At 61.1% G+C, this 19,690-nt stretch carries 16 protein-coding genes and 1 pseudogene; 13 read left to right on the top strand and 4 right to left on the bottom strand.

Translation table 11 applies throughout. The features are described 5' to 3' along the window. Positions 1–3 precede the first annotated feature (3 nt). Entirely contained in the window at positions 4–1,011 is a 1,008-nt protein-coding gene (gene lipA, locus ACTJLB_RS01030; protein WP_020067083.1) for a lipoyl synthase, read from the top strand. Between the two features lie 213 nt (positions 1,012–1,224). Here the strand turns inward: lipA and ACTJLB_RS01025 are convergent, their stop codons facing one another. Then, positions 1,225–1,908: an HAD family hydrolase gene (locus tag ACTJLB_RS01025; protein ID WP_440782195.1), complete on the bottom strand. Its 684-nt coding sequence runs from the start codon at positions 1,906–1,908 to the stop codon at positions 1,225–1,227. 207 nt (positions 1,909–2,115) lie between these two features. On the opposite strand from ACTJLB_RS01025, the gene ACTJLB_RS01020 reads away from it, so the two are divergent. Next, positions 2,116–3,783, top strand: a complete 1,668-nt coding sequence (locus tag ACTJLB_RS01020) for a Na/Pi cotransporter family protein (RefSeq protein ID WP_087751008.1) — start codon at positions 2,116–2,118, stop codon at positions 3,781–3,783. A 29-nt stretch (positions 3,784–3,812) separates the two neighbouring features. Here the strand turns inward: ACTJLB_RS01020 and ACTJLB_RS01015 are convergent, their stop codons facing one another. Beyond that, entirely contained in the window at positions 3,813–4,583 is a 771-nt protein-coding gene (locus ACTJLB_RS01015) for a DeoR/GlpR family DNA-binding transcription regulator (protein WP_087751007.1), read from the bottom strand. 317 nt (positions 4,584–4,900) lie between these two features. On the opposite strand from ACTJLB_RS01015, the gene ugpQ reads away from it, so the two are divergent. The 8 genes from ugpQ (at position 4,901) to ACTJLB_RS00975 (ending at position 15,002) form a co-directional block, all read left to right on the top strand. Then, positions 4,901–5,665, top strand: a complete 765-nt coding sequence (ugpQ, locus tag ACTJLB_RS01010; protein ID WP_440782192.1) for a glycerophosphodiester phosphodiesterase — start codon at positions 4,901–4,903, stop codon at positions 5,663–5,665. Between the two features lie 162 nt (positions 5,666–5,827). After that, positions 5,828–6,940, top strand: coding sequence for an ABC transporter substrate-binding protein (locus ACTJLB_RS01005; protein WP_087751005.1), 1,113 nt, complete (start codon positions 5,828–5,830; stop codon positions 6,938–6,940). A gap of 133 nt (positions 6,941–7,073) precedes the next feature. Further along, on the top strand, positions 7,074–8,012 hold the full coding sequence (locus tag ACTJLB_RS01000; RefSeq protein WP_440782190.1) for an ABC transporter permease: 939 nt from the start codon (positions 7,074–7,076) through the stop codon (positions 8,010–8,012). Next, complete coding sequence (locus ACTJLB_RS00995; protein WP_020067076.1) at positions 8,009–8,800, top strand: ABC transporter permease; 792 nt, start codon at positions 8,009–8,011, stop codon at positions 8,798–8,800. Before ACTJLB_RS01000 ends, ACTJLB_RS00995 begins: the two co-directional genes overlap by 4 nt. 33 nt (positions 8,801–8,833) lie before the next feature. Beyond that, on the top strand, positions 8,834–9,904 hold the full coding sequence (locus tag ACTJLB_RS00990; protein ID WP_020067075.1) for an ABC transporter ATP-binding protein: 1,071 nt from the start codon (positions 8,834–8,836) through the stop codon (positions 9,902–9,904). Between the two features lie 377 nt (positions 9,905–10,281). Further along, the gene (locus tag ACTJLB_RS00985) at positions 10,282–11,562 is read left to right on the top strand and encodes a dicarboxylate/amino acid:cation symporter (RefSeq protein ID WP_027804477.1); all 1,281 of its coding nucleotides are present in this window, start codon (positions 10,282–10,284) and stop codon (positions 11,560–11,562) included. Between the two features lie 61 nt (positions 11,563–11,623). Beyond that, on the top strand, positions 11,624–13,633 hold the full coding sequence (locus tag ACTJLB_RS00980) for a sensor histidine kinase (protein WP_440782187.1): 2,010 nt from the start codon (positions 11,624–11,626) through the stop codon (positions 13,631–13,633). Between the two features lie 16 nt (positions 13,634–13,649). Next, positions 13,650–15,002 carry a sigma-54-dependent transcriptional regulator gene (locus ACTJLB_RS00975; RefSeq protein ID WP_440782185.1) on the top strand — a complete coding sequence of 451 codons (1,353 nt, stop codon included), beginning with the start codon at positions 13,650–13,652 and terminating at the stop codon, positions 15,000–15,002. Between the two features lie 145 nt (positions 15,003–15,147). Here the strand turns inward: ACTJLB_RS00975 and ACTJLB_RS00970 are convergent, their stop codons facing one another. Beyond that, positions 15,148–15,681, bottom strand: a complete 534-nt coding sequence (locus tag ACTJLB_RS00970) for a TlpA disulfide reductase family protein (protein ID WP_027780122.1) — start codon at positions 15,679–15,681, stop codon at positions 15,148–15,150. A 216-nt stretch (positions 15,682–15,897) separates the two neighbouring features. Here ACTJLB_RS00970 and ACTJLB_RS00965 point away from each other — a divergent pair, with 216 nt between their 5' ends. Then, a complete protein-coding gene (locus tag ACTJLB_RS00965; RefSeq protein WP_440782183.1) occupies positions 15,898–16,605 on the top strand; it encodes a hypothetical protein in 708 nt (235 codons plus the stop codon). 332 nt (positions 16,606–16,937) lie between these two features. On the opposite strand, the pseudogene ACTJLB_RS00960 reads toward ACTJLB_RS00965, so the two are convergent. Beyond that, positions 16,938–17,417, bottom strand: a pseudogene (locus ACTJLB_RS00960) (ATP-binding protein); the annotation flags it as partial. A gap of 948 nt (positions 17,418–18,365) precedes the next feature. On the opposite strand from ACTJLB_RS00960, the gene ACTJLB_RS00955 reads away from it, so the two are divergent. Together ACTJLB_RS00955 and yfcF are read left to right on the top strand one after the other, a co-directional pair. Further along, on the top strand, positions 18,366–18,620 hold the full coding sequence (locus ACTJLB_RS00955; RefSeq protein WP_440782181.1) for a hypothetical protein: 255 nt from the start codon (positions 18,366–18,368) through the stop codon (positions 18,618–18,620). A 153-nt stretch (positions 18,621–18,773) separates the two neighbouring features. Next, on the top strand, positions 18,774–19,406 hold the full coding sequence (gene yfcF, locus ACTJLB_RS00950) for a glutathione transferase (protein ID WP_440782179.1): 633 nt from the start codon (positions 18,774–18,776) through the stop codon (positions 19,404–19,406). Positions 19,407–19,690 lie beyond the last annotated feature (284 nt).

Here is a 19,690-nt window from a genome sequence, read left to right as displayed (position 1 = left end):
CGAATGACTGACGTTACCGCGAACCTCGCAACTTCTCCCGTGCCTGAAGGCGTGCCGGCATCCGCCGCTGCCTACGACGCCACCGCGAAGCAGAAGGCGCAAGCCAAAACCGCCCGCATTCCTATCAAGATCGTTCCGATCGAAAAGCTGAAAAAACCGGACTGGATTCGCGTCAAGGCGGCGACCGGCAATTCGCGCTTCTACGAAATCAAACAGATTCTGCGCGAGCACAATCTGCATACGGTGTGTGAGGAAGCGAGCTGCCCGAACATCGGCGAATGCTTTGGTAAGGGCACGGCCACGTTCATGATCATGGGCGACAAGTGCACACGTCGCTGCCCGTTCTGCGACGTGGGGCACGGCCGCCCGGACCCGCTCGATCCGGAAGAGCCGGCAAATCTCGCGCGCACTATTGCCGCGTTGAAGCTCAAGTACGTGGTGATCACGAGCGTGGATCGTGACGATTTGCGCGACGGCGGCGCGGCGCACTTCGTCGAATGTATCCGTCAGACGCGCGAGTTGTCGCCTGACACGCGCATTGAAATTCTGACGCCGGATTTCCGTGGTCGTCTGGACCGTGCGCTCGGCATTCTGAATGCCGCACCGCCTGACGTCATGAATCACAACCTCGAAACGGTGCCGCGTTTGTACAAGGAAGCGCGCCCGGGTTCCGACTACGCGCATTCGCTCAAGCTGCTCAAAGACTTCAAGGCGCTGCATCCGGACGTCGCGACCAAGTCGGGCCTCATGGTCGGTTTGGGGGAAACGGAAGAAGAGATCCTGCAGGTCATGCGCGATCTGCGCGAGCACGATGTGGACATGCTCACCATCGGTCAGTATCTGCAGCCTTCCGAACACCATTTGCCGGTGCGCTCTTATGTGCACCCCGACACCTTCAAGATGTACGAGGAAGAGGCGTACAAGATGGGCTTCACGCACGCAGCGGTGGGCGCTATGGTGCGCTCCAGCTACCACGCCGACTTGCAGGCGCATGGAGCCGGCGTAGTGTGAGTGTCAGGTGACTGATCGGTCAGGTTGAAGAAAACCCGCACGTGTTGCGGGTTTTTTATTTCACGGTGGGCAAGCGCCTGATCACCGTAGTACCGCCGGCTCGAACAAAAACTATATTAGTTTGGCTAACGAATAATCAGACGCGGGAATTGAGGTCGCCACCATCGCGGTCACGACCCTTTACGGCCACATCGACATTGCACCAAGCGTGCGTCAGCTGAAAAGTTCGATGACAGGCCAGCCTCGCTCATTCGCGATCGCACGCAAACGCGAATCGGGATTCGTCGCGACCGGATGCGTGACGCGTTCGAGCAGCGGAACGTCGTTGATCGAATCGCTATAGAACCAGCTTTGAGGAAAGTCATTCAAATGGTGGCCAAGCGAAGCTAACCAGCTTTCCGTGCGCGCGATCTTGCCTTCACGGAAAGTCGGAACGCCCACCGACGCACCCGTGAAGCGGGCAAGCGGATCATCACCCTCCGTACCCAATTCGATCCCGAGAAGATGCTCGAAGCCGAGCGCCTTGCCGATAGGCGCGGTAACGAACACGTTCGTTGCGGTGACAATGCAGCAGAGGTCGCCCGCCTGAATATGACGCTGCACCAGTTCACGTGCGGCCGGCAGGATCGCCGGCGTGATCACTTCCTGCATGAATTGCGCATGCCACGTGTCGAGCTGTTCGCGCGAGTGGCGAGCGAGCGGCGCCAACGTGTAGTCCAGATAGGCGGCCATGTCGAGCGTACCGGCCACGTACTGCCGATAATATTCGTCGATGTCTTGCGCATGGCGCGCCGCGCCCTCTATGCCGAGTCCAGCGATAAAGTGAGCCCACGCCTGGTCGCTGTCGAGCGGCAGCAACGTGTGGTCCAGGTCGAACAGCGCGAGATTGCGGCTCATCCGTTGTCCTCGTGACAGGTGGTGGTGGCGTCACATGAACGGCACAGACGGTCACGCGACGATCCTCATCGTTGGCCGAGCGTATATTTAAAAGCACAAAATTACAATAAGGCAAAAATGTGCAACACTACTGTCATATACGCCCCGGGTGTCGTACGCGCGGCATACGGTTCGGGTCATGGCAGCAGAGAATAAGAGCAGTGCCTTATGTTGATTCTCCTTAACCTTCTCGCCGGCGTGGCACTGCTTGTCTGGGGCTCGCATATCGTTCGCACCGGCATCCTGCGCGTACTCGGCGCAGATCTGCGCAGCATCCTCGGGCGAAGCACCCGCAGTCGTTGGCGAGCATTCCTGTCGGGAGTGGGCGTTACCAGTCTCGTCCAAAGCAGCAACGCCACGGCGGTCATCGTCACGTCGTTTGCCGCGCAGGGGCTCCTGCCGCTGACCAGTGGTCTTGCGATCATGCTCGGCGCCGACGTCGGCACCGCGCTGATGGCGCGAGTTCTTACCCTCGATCTATCCTGGTTGTCGCCAATCCTGATCCTGTTCGGCGTGCCACTGTTCCTGTCGCGCAAGCAGACGCGCACAGGCCAGGCCGGCCGTACGCTGATTGGTCTCGGTCTGATTCTGCTCGCGCTGCATCTGATCGTAGAGGCCGCGCAGCCCATGATGCAAGGCGCAGGCGTGCGCGTGATGTTCGGCGCATTGACCGGCGACACCATGCTTGACGCGCTAGTGGGTGCGGCCTTTGCAATGCTGTCGTATTCCAGCCTCGCGGCCGTGCTGCTCACGGCCACGCTTGCGTCGTCGGGCGTCATTTCGTTGAAGGTCGCGTTGTGCCTCGTGATCGGCGCGAACCTCGGCAGCGGCATGCTGGCGTTGCTTGGCACCGTGGCGCAGAACGCGGCGGCGCGACGGCTCGCTTTGGGCAGCTTCGCCTTCAAGCTGGCGGGCGCGATGCTGATCCTGCCGTTTGCACCGCTGCTCGCGCGCGGACTGCCGGTGCTGATCGCCAATCCGCGTGAAGCCACCGTGGGTTTTCATCTGATCTACAACGCGCTGCGTTGCTGCGCATGCCTGTCGCTGATCGATCCGGTTGCGCGCGTCTGCGTGCGGCTGCTGCCTGACCGGCCCATGCCGAACGGCGAACTGCGGCCGCTGCATCTGGACGAGGCCGCGTTGTCCACGCCGACGCTTGCCCTCGCGCATGCGGCGCGCGAAGTGCTGCGTATCGGCGACATCGTGCGGGCCATGCTCGACAACGTGGCGGAGCTGATTCATCACAATCATCTCGACAAGGCGCGTGAAACGATCCGCATGGACGACGACGTCGACGAACTCTACGCAGCGGTCAAAAACTACCTCACGTTGATCTCACGCGAGCAGTTGGATGAAGCTGACAGCCGCCGATGGACCGACATCATTTCGCTGACTATCAACCTCGAGCATGCGGGCGACATCATCGAGCGGATAGTGGGAGATATCGAGGAGAAGAAGATCGCTCACCGCCTGTCGTTTTCCGAAGAAGGACTCGGCGAACTGGACGATCTGCAGACGCGGCTCGTCAGTAATCTGCAACTCGGTCTATCCGTATTCCTGAACAACGATCTGCGCTGTGCCGAACGTCTACTCGCAGAAAAAGAGCGTTTCCGCGATCTGGAGCGCGCGTATTCATACAGGCATCTGGACCGGCTCACGGGGCAGACGCTACGCAGCATTGAAACGAGCGCATTGCATCTGGATCTGATCAGCGACATGAAGCGGCTCAATTCGCTGTTCTGCTCGACGGCTTATCCGGTACTCGACGCCGCCGGCGCATTGCATGACACGCGTCTGCGCAAGCGCGCGCTCGATACGATGCATGTGAAGGAATGAGCGGCACGCGTGGCGTGCAGCATGACGCTTCAGGCCAGCACGACCTCTTCGAGCTTCTTTTTTAGCGCCGGGAAATCGGCGGCGTCTGCGGCCTTCTTGTTGGTGACGAGCACGTCTATCCGTTCCACCGGGCAATACGAGATCCGGCTGCGCTGACCAATCTTGCTGTAATCCGCAAGGATCACGACACGGTCGGCATTCGCGACCATAGCGCGCGCCACTTCGGTTTCGGCGTGGTCGTAGTTCGTCGCGCCATGCCGGTGATCGACGCCGACCGGCGACAGCAGCGCGAGATCCGCCCGATAGCGCTGAATATCGAGCACGGTGGTGGCCCCCGTGGTTGCCATTGCGCGGTCGCTGATCGTGCCGCCGAGCAAAATCACTTCGTTGCCCGCATCGGCCTGTTCCGCTGCGCCGCGCAGCTTCAATGCGACGTCGATCGAATTAGTGACGATGGTCAAATTGGCGAGCTTCGCGAGCTCTTCCGCAAGTGCGGCGGTCGTCGTGCCCGCGTCGATGAACAGCGTCTGGCCGCTCGCGATCAAGCCGGTCGCCGCCTTTGCAATCGCCGTCTTGGACTTGACGCGCATGTGCGCGCGCTCGGCGATCGGCGCTTCGTCGGCGGGTTTGATGGCGCCGCCGTGTACCCGCCGTAATTCACCGAGCGCTTCGAGGTCGAGCAGATCGCGCCGGACCGTTTCGCGCGACACGCCAAGGTCCGCCATGATCCGTTCGGTCGACACCCGATGGAGCGTCGACACCAACGCGCGTATTCTCTGATGACGGTCTTCCTGCCACATGCATTTTCCTTGGATGCGAAGGCGCTCGCACAACGTGTCTTAGTCAGTGACATCGTGGACACGAATGTGTGTCCAGACGATGTCAAGGCTACTACTTTAGCCGCATTGTGTTGTATTTTTTTGGCAGCTTGCAAGTTTGTGTATTTGACTTTAGCCTTCGCAAATCGAAGCGCCGCGCTCGTTCGAAACTCGAATGTTCGAAAGGCAAAGTCTGATCTGTTCTTTCGTGCATTAGCGTGGCGCTTTTTGACAAGACCGCATGCGTTGAAGTGCTTCAATGCACTCTCCGCTTTCTTCAGGGTGAAAGGTGACCGGACGTGGGAAACGGGATCGATCATGCATCACCTGCAGACTGGCCATATCCGCCGCTCGTCGCGCACCGCTGCGGCGGCACGCTCGCGCCTGAGAACACCTTAGCGGGATTCGACGCCTGTGTGCGCTACGGCTACCGCATGGTCGAGTTCGACGCCAAGCTTTCCGCCGACAACGAACTGTTCCTGCTGCACGACGACACGCTCGAGCGCACGACCAACGGCTACGGCGCTGCTGCCGACTATACGTGGGCGCAGCTCGCCATGCTCGACGCGGGCGCCTGGTACGGTCCGCAATTCGCAGGCACTCGCCTGCCGACGCTTGCCGATGCAGCAGCCCGTTGCGCGCGCGACGGCATCGCGGCGAACATCGAAATCAAACCCTGTCCGGGCCGTGAAGAGATCACCGGCCGCCTCGTTGCGGACGGTGCGCTCAGGTTGTGGCAAGGGCAAACGCCGCCGTTGCTGTCGTCGTTCTCTTTCGACGCCCTTGCAACTGCGCGCGACGCGGCGCCTTCATTGCGGCGCGGCATGCTGTTCGAGGAAGTGCCCGCGGACTGGTTGCGTATCGTGCGCGAGCTCGAGTGCGCGTCCTTGCATGCGAGCCATCGTTATCTGACGGAGCAACTCGTCGGCGAAATCCGCGAGGCCGGACTGCATGTGCTCGCATACACGGTGAACGATCCGGCGCGCGCGCAATTGCTTGCGCAGTGGGGCGTTGACATGATTTGTACAGATCGCATCGATATGCTGCAGCACGACATGCTTTGAGCTGTGAAACCGGCCAGAGCAGGGCGTGAGTGTGCACGCAGGCACGCGAAGGCGGCCGCAAAGGCCGACCAGGAGCGCACGCAATGGCGCAGGATTAACGCCGTTGAAGTCGAACTAGAAATTTTCCAAACGTAGCAACTTCGGCAGAGGATGGGGAAAACTATGAACCGCACCGTGTTAGCTCGCATACTTTCGATGTCGGCCGCCGCGGGCGTCGCAGCCGCCGGCGCGAGCAGCGCTAGCGCCGCGCCGCTCGACGCACTGATCGCCGCCGCGAAACAGGAAGGCCAGCTTACCGTGATCGCGTTGCCGCACGACTGGTGCAACTATGGGCAACTCGTCGCGGGTTTCCAGAAGAAGTACGGCATCAAGATCAACGAGCTGAATCCCGACGCGGGCTCCGGCGATGAAGTGGAAGCGATCAAGGCGAACAAGGGCAACAAGGGTCCGCAAGCGCCCGACGTGATCGACGTGGGTCTGTCGTTCGGCCCGAGCGCGAAGGCTGAAGGGCTGCTGCAGCCGTATAAGGTCTCTGCGTGGAACTCGATTCCCAAAGAATCGAAGGATGCCGACGGCTACTGGTACGGCGACTACTACGGCGTGCTCGCGTTCGAAGTGAACGCCGACATGATCGACAAGGCGCCGTCCGACTGGAGCGACCTGCTCAAATCAGACTACAAGAACGCAGTGTCGCTCGCGGGCGATCCGCGCTCCGCGAATCAGGCGATTCAGGCGGTGTACGCGGCGGGTCTTGCGCAAAGCAAGGGCGACGCGAGCAAGGCGGACAAAGCCGGCCTCAAGTTCTTCGCCGACCTGAACAAGAGCGGCAACTTCGTGCCGGTGATCGGCAAGGCCGCGTCGCTCGCGCAAGGCACGACGCCGATCGTCGTCCGTTGGGATTACAACGCGCTCGCCGATCGCGACACGCTGAAGGGCAACCCGAAGGTTCAAGTGGTGATCCCGAAAACGGGCGTAGTCGCAGGCGTCTATGTGCAGGCCATCAGCGCTTATGCGCCGCATCCGAACGCAGCCAAGCTGTGGATGGAATATCTCTATTCCGACGAAGGCCAGATCGGCTGGTTGACCGGCTATTGCCACCCGATGCGCTACAACGAACTGGTGGCCGCGAAGAAAGTGCCGCAGGCGCTCCTCGACAAGTTGCCGCCGCCGTCGTCGTATAAGAACGTCGTGTTTCCGACGCTCTCGCAACAGGACGCGTACAAGGAAACCATCACGAAGCATTGGGACGAAACGGTCGGCGCGAACGTCAAGTAAGCGCTGCTTCGACGTTTAGCGCGAGGTCGTACACGCCGCGCGCGTCGTCCCAGTCGGACGGCGCGCGCCGTTACCCAGAGTGCCGGACATGCCGGCGATGCGGCCAATGCGGGGAATACCCAAAGGGTGAGCTATGAGCGCTTCATCGGATGCTGGATCGGTGCAGCCGGATTTGCTGGTACCGCCTGTGCCCACTCCAACGCCGCGCGTCGACGGTCCGGGCCGCGCGTCGCAGATGCTGGCCTGGATCGGCGTCGTGCCGTTCTTCACTTTCGCGCTGCTGTTCCTGATTCTGCCGACGGGCTTTCTGATGATCGGCGCGTTCCAGGATTCGCAAGGTCACTTCACGCTCGCCAACCTGCGCGACCTGCTTCAGCCGTCCGTGCTCGACGCTTACTGGATCAGCTTCAAAGTCAGCGCGGCGTCCGCGGCGGGCGGTGCGCTGATCGGCTCGCTGCTCGCGTGGGCGGCGGTGCAGGGCAAGCTGCCGGGCTGGATTCGTCCGACGTTGATGACGTTCTCCGGTGTCGCGTCGAACTTCGCGGGCGTGCCGCTCGCGTTTGCTTTCATCTGCACTTTGGGACGCGTCGGACTCGTCACCGTGTTGTTGAAGAAGTATCTCGGCTTCAATCTGTATTCGACGGGCTTCAGCATTCTCAGCTTTTCGGGGCTCACGCTGACCTACCTGTACTTCCAGATTCCATTGATGGTGCTGATCGTCACGCCCGCGCTCGACGGTCTGAAACGCGAATGGCGCGAAGCATGCGATTGCCTCGGCGGCACCGCGTCTCAGTACTGGCGCTACGTCGCGCTGCCGGTGCTATGGCCGAGCGTGCTGGGCGCGACGCTGCTGCTGTTTGCCAACGCGTTCGGCGCGGTCGCCACCGCTTATGCGCTGACCGGCAGCTCGTTGAACATCGTGCCGATTCTGCTCTTTGCGCAGATTCGCGGCGACGTCATGCACAACCAGAATCTCGGCTACGCGCTTGCACTCGGCATGGTGCTCGTCACGGGTCTTTCGAATGGCGGTTATATCTGGCTGCGCTCACGCGCTGAAAGGGGCCGCCGATGAAAAGCCAGTCGCGCGTGGGAGCGTGGACCGCAATGGTGGTCGGTTCCCTGTACTTCCTGATTCCGCTGATCGCCACCTTCGAGTTCAGTCTGCGGATGAAGCGTGGCACATATAGCTTCGAAGCCTACAGCGTGGTGCTCGGCGATCCGCGCTTTCAGGCCTCGTTTGGTTATTCGATTCTGATGGCGCTGCTGACGATCGTCGTCGGCATATTGCTCGTTGTGCCGACCGCTTACTGGGTACAACTGCGCTTGCCGAAGCTGCGGCCGGTCGTCGAATTCATTACGCTGTTGCCGCTCGTGGTGCCGGCTATCGTGATCGTGTTCGGCTATCTGCGCATCTACAACAGCAGTTCGATTCTGCCGCTCACGAGCAACGAGCGCGCGACCGATCTGCTGTTGGTGTTCGGCTACGTGACGCTGTCTCTGCCGTACATGTACCGCGCGGTCGATGCGGGCCTGCGCGCTGTCGACGTGCGCTCGCTCACCGAAGCCGCCGAGTGTCTCGGCGCAAACTGGCCGACGATTCTCTTTAAGGTGATCTTTCCGAATATCCGCTCGGGCATTCTGTCGGGCGCGTTTCTCACCTTCGCGGTGGTAATCGGCGAATTCACGCTGGCGAGTCTGCTCGATCGGCCCGCGTTCGGTCCTTACCTGCAACTGATCGGCGCGAATCGCGCGTATGAGCCGTCGGCGCTTGCGATCATCGCGTTCATGATTACGTGGGCGTCGATGGGCTTGATCCAGGTGTTCGGCTCGGCCCGCGCGTTGAGCGGTCAAAAGGTTTGATGCAATGAGCTTGATCCACTGAGGCAGCGAATCATGGCATTTCTCGAGATCGAAAATCTGCACAAGTCCTTTGGGACGAACATCGCGTTGCATCACTTCGACATGAAGATCGAGCGCGGTGAGTTCATCACGTTCCTTGGACCTTCCGGCTGCGGCAAAACGACCGTGCTGCGGATGATCGCCGGCTTCGAAACGCCGACGCGCGGCGTCATCCGGCTCGATAACAAGGACGTCACGCATCTTCGTACGCGGCAGCGCAAGGTCGGCATGGTGTTTCAGTCGTATGCGCTGTTTCCGAACATGACGGTCGCGGAGAACATCGGCTTCGGGCTGAAGATCACGCACCGGCCGCAGGCGGAAATCAGCCAGCGCGTAGAAGAGATGCTGCACCTGATCAAGCTGCCGCAGCTCGGCGGCCGCTATCCGTGGCAACTGTCGGGCGGCCAGCAGCAACGCGTGGCGCTGGCGCGCGCGTTGGCCGGCAAGCCGCAGGTATTGTTGCTCGACGAGCCGCTGTCCGCGCTCGACGCGAAGATTCGCATTTCGTTGCGGCAGGACATTCGCGCACTGCAGCGCGAACTCGGCATCACGTCGATTTTCGTTACGCACGATCAGGAAGAGGCGTTGTCGATTTCCGACCGCATCGTCGTGATGAACGAGGGGCGCGTCGAGCAGATCGGCTCGCCTTCGGAAATCTACAACTATCCTCGCACGCGTTTCGTCGCGTCGTTCGTCGGCACGCTGAACATTCTGGCGGGGCATGTGATCGATCCGGCGACCGGCAAGATGGTCGTGGACGGCCAGGAGTTGACCACTACGCAGGAACTGCCGGCCGGCGATGCGGGCAAGAAGCGTCTGCTTGCGCTGCGCCCCGAAGCGATCGTGCTCGAACCGGCGGCGCCTGGCCGCAACACACTGAGCGCGACCGTCGAAGAAGTGAATTTTCTCGGCGCGGTGGTGCGGATCAGGACGCGCGTGAAAGACGCGGTGATTTCTCTCGACGTGTTCAACGATCCGAATCGCGGTTTACCCGAGCGAGGTCAGCCGGTGTCGCTCGGTTTCTCGCATGAGAATCTGCTGGTACTCGAAGAGGGCGGCGCTTAGGAAAACGGCAAAGCCCCCGCCAGTAAAGGCTTCGGGTTTCCCCTGAGCTGCTGCCGAAGCGAATTCCGGTTTTCCCGACGCGGGCCGTCCGGATTTCCGGAATCTCGGATGGCACTTGCGATTAGGCGCAAGAAAACCTATAAAAATCAAAGGCGCGCGGCCTGCCTCAAGCTGGCATCGACCTTGCGAAATAGATAACGCGGCCGCAACGGTCCGACAACTAAAGCAAGGAGACAACGATGTCCGATTTCCCTTTCCGGTACTTCTGAATTCGTCGTCTTGTCGCGGCCTAATGCCGTGCACAGGCGTGACGATCATTCGTTCGCATGATGCGCAGCGTGGCAGGCCATAGGCTCACCCACATCGCAGGAACCATCGTGAAGAAACCTATCCACAAAGTGCTGTACGTCCAGGTGATCGTGGCGATCATCATCGGTATCGCGCTCGGACATTACTATCCGAATCTCGCCGTCGACATGAAACCGCTCGGCGACGGCTTCATCAAGCTCATCAAGATGGTGATCGGGCCGATCATCTTCTGTACGGTCGTGACCGGCATTGCCGGCATGGAAGACATGAAGAAGGTCGGGCGCGTCGGCGGCAAGGCGCTGCTGTATTTTGAAATTGTCTCGACGTTTGCGCTGGTGCTCGGCCTGATCGCGACGCACGTGCTGAAGCCGGGCGTCGGTTTCAATATCGACCCCGCCACGCTCGACGGCAAGGCGGTCGCTTCGTACGCCGCCAAGGCGCACGGCCAGACCACGGTCGACTTCCTGATGCACCTGATTCCGGACACGCTCGTCTCCGCGTTTGCACAGGGCGAGATTCTGCAGATCCTGCTGATCGCGCTGCTGTTCGGCGCGGTGCTCGCCACAGCCGGTGAGAGGGGCAAGGTCGTCACGAACTTCATCGAAGGGCTCTCGCATGTGCTGTTCGGCATCGTGCGCATCATCACGAAGCTCGCGCCGATCGGTGCGTTCGGCGCGATGGCGTTCACCATCGGCAAGTACGGTATCGGCTCGCTGCTGCCCATGCTGAAGCTGATCGGCACGTTCTATCTGACGTCGATCGTATTCGTGGTGGTCGTGCTCGGCATCATCGCGCGTGCGGTGGGCTTCAACATCCTGCGCTTCATTGCGTACATCAAGGAAGAGATGCTGATCGTGCTCGGCACGAGCTCGTCCGAAGCCGCGCTGCCGCAACTGATGCTCAAGCTGGAAAACCTCGGCTGCTCGCGCTCGGTGGTGGGTCTCGTGGTGCCGACCGGTTATTCGTTCAACCTCGACGGCACCAACATCTATATGACGATGGCGGTGCTGTTCATCGCCCAGGCGACGAACACCGACCTCACGTGGGCGCAGCAGCTCACGCTGCTGGCAGTGACGATGCTGACGTCGAAGGGCGCGAGCGGCGTGACGGGCGCGGGCTTCATCACGCTCGCCGCAACGCTGGCCGTAGTGCCGACCATTCCGCTTTCGGGCATGGTGCTGATTCTCGGTATCGACCGCTTCATGAGCGAATGCCGTGCGCTGACGAACATCGTCGGCAATGGCGTGGCGACCGTGGTCGTGTCGGCGTGGGAAAAGGAACTGGACCGCAACAAGCTGAACTCGGCGTTGCGCGGCGACGTGCCGGTCAAAGAGCCGGCCGGCGTTTAAGCCGGGCATCGACGCTCATTGTCTGAAAACGCGTGACGTTTGCGGCCGCGGACACCAGCACATGCAACCGGTGACTGCGCGCCCAACCGAAGTGCCGTCGGCCGGGGAAGCTCGCGCCGACCGCGCTTCGCCTTATGCCACAATATCCGATCACACCTCATCGGATATTGCCAACGTGACGCGCCGTCTGCTGATCCTCTTCGCGCTCGTCGCCGGGCTCGTCGCGGCGTGCGGGCTCACCTACAGCGTCGCGTGGCAAAGCGGAATCGACAGCTTGCGGCGCAATGCCGCCGGGCGCGTCGATCGCACCGCCAGTTCGCTCAAGAGCACACTTGAGCGCTATGAATCGCTGCCGTATCTGCTCGCCGAGCATCCCATCGTGCAGGACGTGCTGGTCGATCCGTCGCCCGCCAACGTCCAGCGCGCGAATCTCTATCTCGAAGATTTGAACCGCCACGCGCGCGCAACGGTGACCTACATCATTCCGCTCGACGGCTATTGTGTCGCCGCGAGCAACTGGCAAGGGCCGGGCAGTTTCATCGGCGCGGGCTATCTGTTCCGCCCATATTTCGTCGATGCCATCAAAGGCCACGTGGGCCGCTTCTTCGGCATCGGCACGATCTCGCAGGCGCCGGGCTATTACATTTCGCAGCCGGTGCGTCGTGAGGGAAAGATCGTCGGCGTGGCGGTCGTCAAACTCGATCTCGAATGGTTTCAGGGCGCGGACGCATACGAGCCGCTCCTCGTCACCGACGATCACGGCGTGATCTTTCTGTCGTCCGTGCCCGCATGGAAATATCACACGATACGGCCACTGTCGGGCCAGGTTGCCGATTCCATCTATCAGGCCCGACAGTATGCGCAGCAGCCTATTGCGCCGCTGCCTGTGACGATCGAGCGCAAGCTCGAAGGCGACGCGCAGATCGTGCGCGTCGGCGGCGGACGCTACGCGCCTCGCTATCTCGCATCGCGGCGCGGCATGGGCGAACCCGACTGGCATCTGATTACCATGGCGCCCGTTAGCCCAGTCGACGCTGACGCGCGCAACGCGACCATCGTGACCGGCTTCGGCTATGTGTCGCTCGTATTGCTCGCGTTCTACTGGAGAATGCGCCGGTCCCGCGTGCGCGAGGTGATGCGTAGCCGCGCGCTGCTGCAAAAGGCGTACGCCGAATTGAACCAGCGCGTTGCGGAGCGCACCGCGGATCTGTCGCAAGCGAACGAGCAATTGCAGAAGGAAGTGGCCGAACGCACGCGCGCCGAACAGGAATTGCGCGCCGCGCACGACGAACTCATTCAGGCGAGCAAGCTCGCGGCGCTCGGTCAGATGGCGGCCGGCATCACGCATGAACTGAATCAACCGCTCGCGGCATTACGCGGATTTTCGGACAACACGCGCGTGCTGCTTGAGCGCGGCGACCAGGCATCGGCGCGGGAGAACCTCGAAGCGATCGCGGCGCTCACCGAACGCATGGGCAAGATCACCAATCAGCTGAAGCTGTTCGTGGGACGCGCGCGGCCGCGCAGCGCGCGCGCTTCGGTCGTGCGAGCGCTGCGCAATGCCCTCGCGCTGTTGCAACAACGTCTGAAGGGTGTCGAACTCAACCTCACGTTGTTCGACGCGGAAAACGGCACGCGCGTGCCGCTCGATCTCGCCGACGATCATGCCGAACTGGTAGCCCACTGCGACGATCTGCGTCTCGAACAGGTGCTGATCAACCTGCTCGGCAATGCGCTCGATGCGACCGCCGACATAACTCCGCCGCGCATTTCCGTGCAGATTGAAGTTGCTGCGGACAGCCTGTCGTTCGCAGTCAGTGACAACGGCCCCGGCATTGCCGAAGATGTGTTGCCGCGCCTGTTCGAGCCGTTTTTTACCACGAAGGAAATGGGCCAGGGACTTGGGCTCGGGTTGGCGATTTCGTCGTCGATCGCGCGTGATTGCGGCGGCACACTCGTGGCGCGGAATGTGGCGAACGTCCCGAACGGCGGTGCATTATTTGTACTGACGCTGCGCCGTGCGCGCGTGCAGACGAGTCACACCGCGGACCCGCTCACCACGGGTTCGTGAATCCGATGAGAACAACATGCTGAACGACGGCTTGCAAGTGCTGTATATCGAAGACGACGAACTCGTGCGGCGCGCCAGCGTGCAGAGTCTGCAACTGGCGGGCTTCAACGTGGTCGGTCATGCGTCGGCGGAATCGGCGGCGAAGTCGATCAGCGCCGACTTTTCAGGCGTGATCGTCAGCGATATCCGCCTGCCCGGCGCGAGCGGCCTCGATCTGCTCGCGCAATGCCATGAGCGCGCCCCCGACGTGCCGGTGATTCTCGTGACCGGTCACGGCGATATTTCGATGGCGGTGCAGGCGATGCGCGACGGCGCTTATGACTTCATCGAAAAGCCGTTTGCTTCTGAGCGCCTGATCGAAACCGTGCGGCGTGGGTTGGAGCGGCGCAAGCTCGTGCTGGAAAACCTCGCGCTGCGCCGCGAGCTTGCCGGGCAGAGCACGGTTGCGCCGCGGATCATCGGCCGCAGTCCGGCAATCGAGCAGGTCCGGCGGCTGATTGCAAACGTCGCGCCGACCGATGCGTCCGTGCTCATCAACGGGGACACCGGCGCGGGCAAGGAATTGATCGCGCGTAGTCTGCACGAGTTGTCGCCGCGGCGTGACAAGCCGTTTATTGCGGTCAACTGCGGCGCGTTGCCGGAGCCGATGTTCGAGTCGGAGATGTTCGGCTACGAACCGGGCGCCTTCACCGGTGCTGCAAAACGCCGGGTCGGCAAGCTCGAACACGCGTCGGGCGGCACGTTGTTTCTCGACGAAATAGAAAGCATGCCGCTTGCGTTGCAGGTGAAGCTGCTGCGCGTGTTGCAGGACGGCGTGCTCGAACGCCTCGGCTCGAACCAGCCGATTCGCGTGAATTGCCGCGTGGTCGCCGCGGCAAAAGGCGATATGGCGGAACATGTCGCCGACGGTTCGTTCCGTCGCGACCTGCTATACCGCTTGAACGTGGTGACGATCGCGCTGCCGCCGCTTGGCGAGCGGCGCGAGGACATCGTGCCGCTTTTCGAACACTTTCTGCTGGACGCGGCCGTCCGTTATCAGCGTCCCGCACCGATTCTCACGGACCGTCAGCGCGCGAGCCTGATGCAGCGCGAGTGGCCGGGCAATGTGCGGGAGTTGCGCAATGCGGCGGATCGCTTCGTGCTCGGCGTCGCCGACGACCCCGTCATGTCTTTCGGCGACGAAGGCGCGCAGCCGCAGCCGCTGAAGGAGCGCGTGGAGCAATTTGAACGGGCGGTGATTGCTGAGGCGTTGGAGCAGAGCGGCGGCGCGGTGGCAATCGCGGCGGACCGGCTGCAGCTTGGCAAAGCGACGCTTTACGAGAAGATCAAACGCTATGGCCTCGCGGCCAAAGGGGACGGGGACAGGTGAAAAAAGAAACGCCGGCAATTCACGCCGGCGTTCTTCATTGGGCTTTGGGTTTGGCTTTGTGGCTTGGACTCGGATCGGTTGATCCGGGCGCCTGGCGTTACTTTCAGCACCGAGGCTCAGTCAGCCGTCGTGGCTCTCGCCCGGCTCAAGCAGCGTTCAGTGCCTTTTCCAGCAGCTGGTCGAGTTCCGCGAACTGCGGCTCGCCGACATAGCGCTTCAGAATCTTGCCGTCCTTGTCGACCAGGAAAGTGGTCGGCGTAAGCTGGACGTTGCCGAACTGCTTCGCGGCCGAGCCGTCGTCCATGGCGACCTTGAACGGCAACTGACGCGTCTGCGTGTAGTTGGTCACGTACATGGGCGCGTCGTAGCTCATGGCCACCGCGACGAATTCCAGCCCTTTACCTTTGAAGCGGTTATACGTCTGGACCATCTGCGGCATTTCCTTCATGCATGTATCGCAGCTCGTCGCCCAGAAGTTGACCAGGTAGACCTTGCCTTTCAGATCGGCAGTCGAGACTTTCTGGCCCGAGAGCAGCGTGAAAGTCGCGTCGGGCACGCGCTGTTGGCCGGCAAACGCAAAATAGCCAGCCACGCCGATCGCAATCGCCACGACGGCGGCGATCACGTAGCGAAGCGGATTCGTGCGCCTGACGGCGGTGGTCGACGTGATGGTGCTCATGAACGGAACCTCGGAAATCGCGAAATGGCGTGGGACAGCGCGTGGGCCGGGGCTTTGCGCCCGCTGCCCCATAGCGTGGGTATTGTAGTCCTATTCGAGCCAGGCGGCAGCGAGCGCCCGCACCGGGCGCATGCCTCGCGCGGGCTGCGGCCGATTGTGGCCGATTCCCCGGCCGCGTGCCGCTTCCGCTGACGCTTCTCAAGCTGCCAGCGGATAATGTCGCTTTATGCTCACGTCATTGGCCCGCTTCCCGGGCGCCTTGTTCCCATGCTCCAGATCGTTTTTCGCGTTTCCCCTCTGTTCACCCAACTTCTTCCGCGTCTTGTTTCCGGCTTCGCCCGCAATCGGAATACAGCGGATCAGAAACCGCCCGTGGCTTCGCGCGCGCATTCGGCCGTCCGCGCGGGGGCTTGCGCGCTCGCCATTGGCGCGGCTCTGAGCGGCTGCTCGCCGACTTTCGACTGGCGCACGATCATGAATAACGACAGCGGCTACACGATCGACCTGCCGGCCAAGCCGGGGAATGATCAGCGCGCCGTACAGATAGACGGAGCGCCGATGCAAATGGCCATGCAAACGGCCGAAGCCGGCGACGCCGTATTCGCGGTCGGCACGATCACGCTGCCCGACGAAAGCGAGGCGACGCAACGCAAGGCGCTCGACTTTCTGCGTACCGGCCTGGCGCGCAACGTCGGCGCGCAACCGGATGCGCACGCCGTGCAGATTCCACTCGCGGCCGGCGGCAAGGTGCTGGGTCTGGAAATGAAGTTGAGCGGGCAAGCCGGTTCAGACCACGAAAAGCGCACCGTTTATGCGCGGCTGGTCGCGCGAGGGCGTCATGTGTATCAAGCCGCGATCATCGCTTCACAGCCGTTGCCGCAGGAGCAAGTCGACCAATTTTTTTCGTCTTTCCAGCTGTATTGAAAGCGGTAGTTTTGGCCGATTCAACGCGCGGCGGATCCATTTGTGCAGTGAAAGTTCCGTCGCAGCTTTGCACGCTAATTCTCGGTTTTCGTTGAAGTTTTCCACTTGTCCGCGTGTCCTGTGGATAACTCTGTTGAGAAGTCCCGCTTTTTTCGCGCAGATGCCCGCCCCATGGGCATTTCGCCTGTCTGCGCGCCCGTCGGCCCGAATAAAAAACTGTTTTAAATCAACGATCTTGCTCGAAAGGCTTCTATGTACCTTTCAGATGTTTCTAAATTTATCTGGAACGCGCGCATGTGCATAAGTCAAGTCTTGACAGCATATTTTTCTCCTCACCCAGAGCCAAAAGCGCGTCGATACTGAACGGCCTCGCCGACCTGTGCAGCGCTCGGCATGCTCGTGCCCGCGAGGTCCGCAATGGTGCGCGCCACCTTCAACACGCGGTAGTAAGCGCGGGCCGACCAGCCGAAGCGCTCCCCGGCCTCGCGCAGTAGCGCTTCGCCGGCTGCGTCGGGCCGGCAGACGGCGTCCACCTCTTTTCCACTCAACTCGCGGTTGGTTTTGCCTTGCCGCGCCAATTGACGCTCGCGTGCGACGTTCACCCGGCTCGCGATAACCGCGCTCGTCTCGCCAACGGCGTTTGACCGCGCGGAAAGCTCCGCCGACGTGAGCGCAGGCACTTCGAGTTGAATGTCGATGCGATCGAGCAGCGGCCCGGACAGCTTGCGCAGGTAGCGCGCCGCGATGTCGGGCGTGCAGCGGCAACGTCCGTTCGGATCGCCGCGCCAGCCGCAGGGACATGGATTCATCGCTTAGGTTTGCAAGGAAAAAATAGACCAAGTTGTACCTGGTAGCTCGACGGTTTCGCTTCTAGAGGTCTTGTTACCTTCTTACCAAGGCAAGCCGGCTCAGCCGGCGCGTCAGTCGTCAAGTGTGTGCAACTTGGGTACCGCCCGCAGGGCGGCTGTCCACGCCCTTGTGGTGTGGGCAGCCAAGTTGTGCACACGGGGAATGACAGAAGCGTCGGTTATGCGGGCGGCTGCGGTATCCGTTTTGAGCAGCGCTCAATGTTGCATTGCGTTGTGTAAAGGGCAGGACCGTTAACCGGCGCGGCTTTCGAAACCTTCCTCGCCGCGTGCTCCGTAACGGCAGGAAAGCCGTTGCATAAATTGAAAATCGAAGCGCCGATGACTGGACCGAGGAGCTCGGTGTTTCGCCGTCCGTCCAGTACTCGCCACCGACCATCGACGGATATGCAGCCGCCGACAAAGCGAGCCTCCACGTACCCTACGGGCTGGGCGGCCGACGAGAACAGGGCGAAGTGGCGGATTCGGGCACGGCACGCAGTCTAGCTGCAGCCGCAATTTCCCGCGCTGTAAGAGACGGAACATCTCCAAAATTGAAATCACAACGCTCAAAAGCCGACGGTGGTGACTGACAGCAATGGGTCGATCAGCGCCTCGGACGGACACCAACGCATGACTGCCTGTCGACTGCAGGCAGACCGAATCGGTGAGACCAGGGTAGCCAAAAAATCAACGACATAATTATCAATTTCTGCGCCGCGCACATGGACCACGATGCGAACTGGCGAGACCGGCCGGATTCGATCCGGTATTCGTGAGACTGTCAGGACAGGAATCGTCTCAGTTCGGCCAGGAACGGCCACTCGCCGCCTGCGTAAAATCGTCAACAATTCGCGAACCGAAAGAAATGGCCGGAAGGACGGTATTGGGTGACGAGGGCGTTAGGCTACCTTCATGAAGTGTGGTATTTGCCCGGACGAGCGTGGCAAATATCTTCCTGCATGCATCCCGCATGGACCGGACGGAGACGCCGCTCGGCGGCTCAACGAGCCAGGCAGTGAATGGGTATGGACGTTCTGGGCATCGTCACATATCCAGGCGATGAACATTTACTACCAGTTCGTCGGCTACGGAAAATATAGCGCCCGCTACGACGACGAACGGCTTCCCTATTCGCAAGCTATGTATGAACGCCAAGCCGCTTGCTGAAAACGAGAATGACCGTCGTCCTCGGTTGTGCGCGACGCAGTGCGGCCAGGATCGGTCATTCGACATCAGGCCCAAGATCGCTAACAATCGACCAGCGCCTCGTCCGGCTCGAGTTCATCGAGCCGCAAATCAACCAATTGTCAGGATCGCGCCATGCTTGAGAGCACCCTTCGTTTGTATGCCGATACACAGTTCGCAAGCCCGTATGCGATGTCCGTGTTTGTGGCCCTCCAAGAGAAACGATTGCCTTTTGAGCTGTTCCCGGTGGACCTCGGGACTGACGCGAACCATGAAGAGAGCTACGCCGCTAAATCATTGACTCAGCGCGTGCCCACATTAACGCATGGCGCTTTTGCGCTTTCCGAGTCATCGGCGATCACTGAGTACCTAGACGATACTTTCGCTGAGACGCTCGTTTATCCACAGGACCGACATCTCAGGGCTAGGGCACGCCAACTCCAAGCGTGGCTCAGAAGCGACCTGATGCCCATTCGTCAGGAGCGCTCGACGGAGGTCGTGTTCTACAAAAGGCACGCCCCGCCTCTTAGTGCCACGGCGCAGCTCGCGGTGCAAAAGCTATACTTTGCGGTGGATCGGCTTCTCTCAAGGGATGCATCGAACCTGTTCGGCAATTGGTGCATCGCCGACACCGATTTGGCCTTGATGCTAAATCGTCTCGTCATGAATGGCGATGACGTCCCCGCAAAGTTGGCGTCGTACGCAGCGCGTCAATGGGAACGAGCGTCAGTGCAGCAGTGGGTCATGCTGGACCGGCCTCAGCTTTGACCACGGGCGCAAGCGGCAGAACTTCCCTGTGGGACGACAGTCGGCCAGAATTGGACACTCGACGGGAATCCCGGAATCGTAAACAATCAGGCGATGGACCAAGAGATGCCGTTAAATTCAAATCACGGCCAAATCCTGTCCCAACGCACGGACCCCATCCGCCAAACAGAATGGCCTGGACGCCTCCACCTCAAGGCAAGAGCAATGCGCCAACGTGGTTAAAGACGAGCCTTACTCCGCTCTATCGTTTGCTGTGCGGACTTCTGGTACTAGGCGCGCTTGTC

Source organism: Paraburkholderia sp. 22098 (genome assembly GCF_052045935.1).
Taxonomy (GTDB): Bacteria; Pseudomonadota; Gammaproteobacteria; order Burkholderiales; family Burkholderiaceae; genus Paraburkholderia; species Paraburkholderia caledonica.
Note: the sequence above shows the minus strand (reverse complement) of the source record. Positions and strands in the feature narration are given on the sequence as shown.